Source organism: Thermogutta sp. (assembly GCF_014359955.1).
Lineage (GTDB): Bacteria > Planctomycetota > Planctomycetia > Pirellulales > Thermoguttaceae > Thermogutta.
The window spans coordinates 1-2450 of record NZ_JACIYL010000676.1 but is presented as its reverse complement, the minus strand read 5'-3'; the positions used below and the strand labels follow the sequence as shown (position 1 = coordinate 2450).

Annotated in this window: 2 protein-coding genes; both read left to right on the top strand. The window is 59.5% G+C overall.

Going from position 1 to position 2450, the window contains the following annotated elements:
* Positions 1–795, top strand: a 795-nt coding sequence (locus H5U08_RS15750; protein WP_297035176.1) for a PrsW family glutamic-type intramembrane protease, incomplete at its 5' end; no start/stop codon positions are given.
* Positions 796–1732: 937 nt separating this feature from the next.
* The coding region (locus H5U08_RS15745) for a thioredoxin-like domain-containing protein (protein WP_297035174.1) at positions 1733–2450 on the top strand (718 nt) is incomplete at its 3' end.

Sequence of the window (2450 nt, the reverse complement as noted above, 5' to 3'; positions counted from 1 at the left end):
GAAAGTCAGGCCCTGGAGGTCCCCCGCCGGTTTCTTCTGGTGGCTCCCGCGGTCGAAGAGGGGCTCAAAGCGCTCGCCATTCTGGCGGTGATGCTCATGTTCCGCAAGCAATTTGCCTATCTTTCAGAGGCGATGATCTACGGGGGCGTCATCGCAGCGGGGTTCGCGGCCATTCAGAATGTGTTTTATCTCTATCTGGCGGGATGGCAGCCGGCAGGCTACAGCGGGATCGCCAGCGTGTTTGTCAATCGCGTGGTTGCCGGGGGATTCATGACCACACTCTGTGGGGCAGCCATTGGCGCTGCCCTGGCCTGGGCGCAGAGCCGCCCCAAATTGTGGCAGCGCTGGCATACGGCAGTCACGCTGTGGAGTGGCGTCTATGGGGTCCGCGTTCTGAGAAATGGGGCGGTCCTGCTTCTCAGTGAACGGATGGGCTGTTCCCCGATCAGCGTCGCCGGCTGGGTTGACGGGTTGGCGTGGCTGGTCGCCGTGGCGGTGGTGATCGCGATTCTGCGGCGAGAATACGGTTCGTTTGTGCAATATCTGGAGGAGCAGGTTCGCGAGGGGCGGATTCGGCCTGAGCAGGCGGCGCTTCTTCGCAGGCGATTTTTGCCTGCCCGATTGCGAATCTTCCTCCCCCTGCACTATGATGCGACCTGCAGGGCGGTCGTTCTCTGCAGCGAGTTGGCGCTTCGGCAGGCGGCCGTTTCCAGCGATCCTGATTCTTCGGGCATTCAGCAGAGAGTCCAGCAAGAGTTTGTGAGGCTCGTCTCCCTGTTATCTCAAGCCTCGTGAAAGTTTCGCGGGCTGTTCCCGGCGTCCGGCTGAGGTGTTTCTGGATTCGTGGGTTTCGGCCTCCGCTTCGACCGCGTTGGCGGCAAGTCGCCACCGTTGGTGCCCGACTCATTGCTGCTTTTCAGAAATCTCCAAGATGACACGGGCGCAATGTGCTGTAGGGGCAATTCATGAATTGCCCCTACCAGTCCCGGGCTCGGGTGAAACCGGGGGCCTCCGGTAAAGCCGGACAAGCGCTTTTCAGGATTCGGTTGCTATCGGGGCAATCGGTCGCGGCGGAACCTGCGTTCGCGGGAGGGACACCTTCCACGGCGTCCGGCGAACATGGAGGAGCACGCTTGTCGCACCCGGCGAAATGCAACGCATGATCCAACGTTGGAAAGTGGACGTGACGAGCACGTTCCTCCGAAAGCGGACCTGACGGGCAGGTCCCTCCGACTCACCCTGACGCGAACCCGTGCGAATGTCGATGTCCCCCGGCCAGCGGAAAGGGGGTGTCAGCGTTGGTGGTTATTGTCCCAGCGGCCCACTCGGGTATAGGATTGGGCAATCACAGGCGGGGGCCTGTGCGGGACATTCCTCCGGGCCATCCCTGGGGGCCGTTGGTGTCCGGTCGTGACTGTCCCCACCGGCTCACGGGGAACACGGAAATTTCAGGATAAGTCCAACTTCCGAGCATATTTCGAAAAACCGGGGAGAAAATTTCGCCGGATTGAGGACGGAAGGTGTGCGAGATTCGTCAATCACGAAGGATAGAACGATGATTTCCTGGAGACGTTGCGATCCCGCGAGGCAGGCACCGGAGAATGTCGAACAATCTCGGAATTGGACCGCGCCGTTTGGACGGGCGGGCTCTCAACGCTCGTGGATTTTCCCGGGGATATTCCTGTGTACGCTCGCCTTTGTGTCTCTTGGTTGTGCAACTGAAGGAATGACTATGGAAGCATCACCCTTTGCAATACGTCATCCTGTGCCGGATCTGCCAGAGGACGTTGAATGGTTGAATACCGCGGGACCGCTGCGGTGGGAAGACCTTCGCGGTAAATTCGTCCTGCTCGACTTCTGGACATATTGCTGCATCAACTGCATGCACATCATCCCCGAGTTAAAGAAGCTGGAGGCCAGGTATCCGCGGGAACTCGTGGTGATCGGCGTGCACTCCGCAAAATTCGATGAAGAACGCGACACGGAGAACATCAAGCAGGCCATTTTGCGTTATGGAATCGAGCATCCCGTCATCAACGACCACAACATGACAATCTGGCGCCGGTTTGGTGTCAACGCGTGGCCGACGCTGGTCCTGATCGATCCCGAAGGCTTTGTCGTCTGGGGTGAAAGTGGAGAGACCACATTTGAGGCGTTGGATCGGCTGCTGCGGCCTGCGATTGCATACTACGAGAAACGTGGCACTCTGGACCGTACACCGATTCATTTCGAGACGCTTGCCCGCCGCCTGGAACCTACTCCGCTGCGCTTTCCCGGCAAGATTCTCGTTGATCCTGTTGGGAAGCGACTTTTCATCGCGGACTCGGGACATCATCGGATTGTTGTGACCACCCTGGAGGGAGAGCTTCTTGCCGTGATTGGGACGGGTGAGCCGGGCCTCCGGAACGGAGCGTTCGACGCAGCCCAGTTTTCCAGTCCTCAGGGCATGG